The organism is Psychrobacter sp. NPDC077938 (assembly GCF_044542635.1).
Classification (GTDB): domain Bacteria; phylum Pseudomonadota; class Gammaproteobacteria; order Pseudomonadales; family Moraxellaceae; genus Psychrobacter.
This window is the reverse complement of sequence record NZ_JBITUW010000012.1, coordinates 1-3,854: the sequence shown is the minus strand read 5'-3', so window position 1 is coordinate 3,854 and position 3,854 is coordinate 1. Positions and strand designations below refer to the sequence as shown.

Below are 3,854 nucleotides of genomic sequence, written 5' to 3'. Positions count from 1 at the left end.
TATTATAGTAGAGTCTCATAGCTCAGCTGGTTAGAGCGCTACACTGATAATGTAGAGGTCGGCAGTTCGAGTCTGCCTGAGACTACTAATACTATAAAAAGGAAATTCTAGAAGTTTGAGTAGTAGTTATAACTAACTACTAACTACTAATTGCTATCGACTAGTAATTGGGGGATTAGCTCAGCTGGCTAGAGCGCCTGCCTTGCACGCAGGAGGTCATCGGTTCGACTCCGATATTCTCCACAACAATCCTTGCGAAAGCTAAGGAATTGAAAGTTCATTGACATATTGAAAAAAGATACATGAAAAAAATAAGAATAGCGCAAGCTATTCATATATAATATAATAAGCTAATAGAAAGTCACGAGCTGACTATTAGTAATGTAACTCATTAAAAAAGCAAAAAGTACAATAAGCTAAATAAGGGCGTATGGGGAATGCCTTGGCTCTCAGAGGCGATGAAGGACGTGATAAGCTGCGAAAAGCTGCGGGGATTGGCACATACAATGTGATCCGCAGATATCCGAATGGGGCAACCCGGCATATTGAAGATATGTCACCTAGCAATAGGAGCAAACCCGGAGAACTGAAACATCTAAGTACCCGGAGGAGAAGAAAACAAAAGTGATTCCGTTAGTAGTGGCGAGCGAACGCGGATTAGCCCAAACCAGTAATGTTACGGCATTATTGGGGTTGTAGGACCACGATATTTGAGGCGTAATGAATTAGAATTGGTTGGAAAGCCAAACCATAGAGGGTGATAGTCCCGTATAAGTAAAGAGCGTTAAGATAGTGGTATCCTGAGTAGTGCGGGACACGAGTAATCCTGTATGAATCAGTCGGGACCATCCGATAAGGCTAAATACTCCTGAGAGACCGATAGTGAACTAGTACCGTGAGGGAAAGGTGAAAAGAACCCTGAATAAGGGAGTGAAAAAGATCCTGAAACCATACGCTTACAAGCGGTCGGAGCCCTTTGGGGTGACGGCGTGCCTTTTGCATAATGAGCCTACGAGTTACCGTTGCTAGCAAGGTTAAGGACTTCAGGTCCGGATCCGTAGCGAAAGCGAGTCTGAATAGGGCGCTTTAGTTAGTAGTGGTAGACGCGAAACCGTGTGATCTACCCATGGGCAGGTTGAAGTTTAGGTAACACTAAATGGAGGACCGAACCGGTTGACGTTGAAAAGTCTTCGGATGACCTGTGGGTAGGGGTGAAAGGCCAATCAAACTCGGAAATAGCTCGTACTCCCCGAAATGCATTTAGGTGCAGCGTTGATTTATAGTTTTATAGAGGTAGAGCTACTGATTGGATGCGGGGGCTTCACCGCCTACCAATTCCTGACAAACTCCGAATGCTATAAAATGTTAATCAGCAGTGAGGGCATGGGTGCTAAGGTCCATGTCCGAAAGGGAAAGAACCCAGACCATCAGCTAAGGTCCCCAAATATATGTTAAGTTGAAAAAACGAGGTTGAACTGCTTTGACAGCTAGGATGTTGGCTTGGAAGCAGCCATTCATTTAAAGAGTGCGTAACAGCTCACTAGTCGAGCGGTTCGGCATGGATAATAATCGGGCATAAACATATTACCGAAGCTATGGACTTGAAAAAGTGGTAGGGGAGCATTGTAGTGGCGTTGAAGGTGTGATGCGAGTCATGCTGGAGTAGCTACAAAAGAAAATGTAGGCATAAGTAACGATAATGCGGGCGAGAAACCCGCACTCCGAAAGACTAAGGTTTCCTCAGCTATGCTAATCAGCTGAGGGTTAGTCGGGACCTAACGCGAACCCGAAAGGGGTAGTGGATGGCCAACAGGTTAATATTCCTGTACCTGCTCACAACAAAAGTGACGGAGGCGTATATTTGGTGCGAACTGACGGAATAGTTCGTTGAAGCGAGTAGTAATACCGCGATAGTACACTAAGGCTTCGGCTGCGGTGATAATCCAGAGAAGCGACTTCCAAGAAAAGCGAGTGAAGCAGCCCGTACCCTAAACCGACACAGGTAGTTGGGATGAGAATTCTAAGGAGCTCGAGAGATTCATGGTTAAGGAACTAGGCAAAATAGACGCGTAACTTCGGGAGAAGCGTCGCCCCACTCCGGTGGGGCCGCAGTGAAAGAGTCCAGGCGACTGTTTATCAAAAACACAGGGCTATGCTAAATTGAAAGATGACGTATATGGCCTGACACCTGCCCGGTGCTGGAAGGTTAAGTGGAGGGTTTAGCTTCGGCGAAGATCTTAAATGAAGCCCCAGTAAACGGCGGCCGTAACTATAACGGTCCTAAGGTAGCGAAATTCCTTGTCGGGTAAGTTCCGACCTGCACGAATGGTGCAACGATCTGGACACTGTCTCAACCATGAGCTCGGTGAAATTGTAGTATCGGTGAAGATGCCGATTACCCGCTGTGGGACGAAAAGACCCCGTGCACCTTTACTATAGCTTAGTATTGGTTTTGGATAAGTAATGTGTAGGATAGGTGGGAGACTTTGAAGCGGCGTCGCTAGGCGTTGTGGAGTCATTGTTGAAATACCACCCTTTGCTTGTCTAGAGTCTAACCTTCAATTGAAGGGACAGTGCTTGGTGGGTAGTTTGACTGGGGTGGTCGCCTCCAAAAGAGTAACGGAGGCTTCTAAAGGTTTCCTCAGTACGGTTGGTAATCGTACGTAGAGTGCAATGGCATAAGGAAGCTTGACTGAGAGACCTACAAGTCGATCAGGTACGAAAGTAGAGCATAGTGATCCGGTGGTTCCGTATGGAAGGGCCATCGCTCAAAGGATAAAAGGTACGCCGGGGATAACAGGCTGATCTCCCCCAAGAGCTCATATCGACGGGGGGGTTTGGCACCTCGATGTCGGCTCGTCACATCCTGGGGCTGGAGAAGGTCCCAAGGGTTGGGCTGTTCGCCCATTAAAGTGGCACGCGAGCTGGGTTCAGAACGTCGTGAGACAGTTCGGTCTCTATCTACAGTGGGCGTTAGAAATTTGAGTGGATCTGACTCTAGTACGAGAGGACCGAGTTGGACTAACCTCTGGTGTATCTGTTGTTCCGCCAGGAGCATTGCAGAGTAGCTACGTTGGGAAGGGATAAGCGCTGAAAGCATATAAGCGCGAAACCCACCACAAGATGAGATTTCTTTAAAGGGTCGTGGGAGATTACCACGTTGATAGGTCATAGGTGTAAAGGCAGTAATGTCATAGCCGAGTGATACTAATAACCCATAGGCTTATTGTACGCCTGTTTTTTTACTAAGTACACATTCTATTATATTTTTTTCAGTATACTCACGCTAAGCGTGCTTTTTTCAATATGTTATTTTATACGGTTAAGTAGTTTATCTACACACACCGAAAGATTTAAGGTGATTATAGCGTTGGGGCTCACCTCTTACCATTCCGAACAGAGAAGTTAAGCCCAATTGCGCCGATGGTACTACATTCGTGGGAGAGTAGGTCGTCGCCTTTTTTAGAAACCCTTCATAGAAATATGAAGGGTTTTTTTATGCAGTAAATTTAAATAATAGTAGTTAGTAAATAGTAGCCAGTGGTTAGTTTTAATTTTGGTTCACATCATGTATAGAACCACCATGCGTGGTTTGAGGGAATTTGGAGAAGTTGGAAGCTGGAAGTCTTAGTGAGGCGATGCTCGTTATTTTGTCATTGACTGCGTCGAATCTTCGATTTCTGAGCAGTGAAGAATCTTGTGCTACATGTGACCTCGATCAAAATGGACATAAAAACTTCAATTCTTGTACAGATTCTTCAGTCGTACCTCATTTAAATAGTAGTTAGTGGTTAGTAATTAGTGGTTAGTTTTAATCTTGGTTCACATAATGCATAGAACCTCCATGTCACTTT

General features: G+C 45.4%; 2 tRNA genes and 2 rRNA genes. All 4 read left to right on the top strand.

Annotated features, from left to right (window positions below):
• The first annotated feature begins 11 nt into the window (after positions 1-11).
• The 4 genes from ACIGBM_RS13445 (at position 12) to rrf (ending at position 3,462) form a co-directional block, all read left to right on the top strand.
• Positions 12-85, top strand: a tRNA-Ile gene (locus ACIGBM_RS13445).
• An 84-nt stretch (positions 86-169) separates the two neighbouring features.
• Positions 170-243: transfer RNA gene (locus ACIGBM_RS13440), tRNA-Ala, on the top strand.
• Positions 244-409: 166 nt separating this feature from the next.
• Positions 410-3,231, top strand: a 23S ribosomal RNA gene (locus ACIGBM_RS13435).
• A 123-nt stretch (positions 3,232-3,354) separates the two neighbouring features.
• Positions 3,355-3,462 (top strand): 5S ribosomal RNA (gene rrf, locus ACIGBM_RS13430).
• The last annotated feature ends 392 nt before the right edge of the window (positions 3,463-3,854 follow it).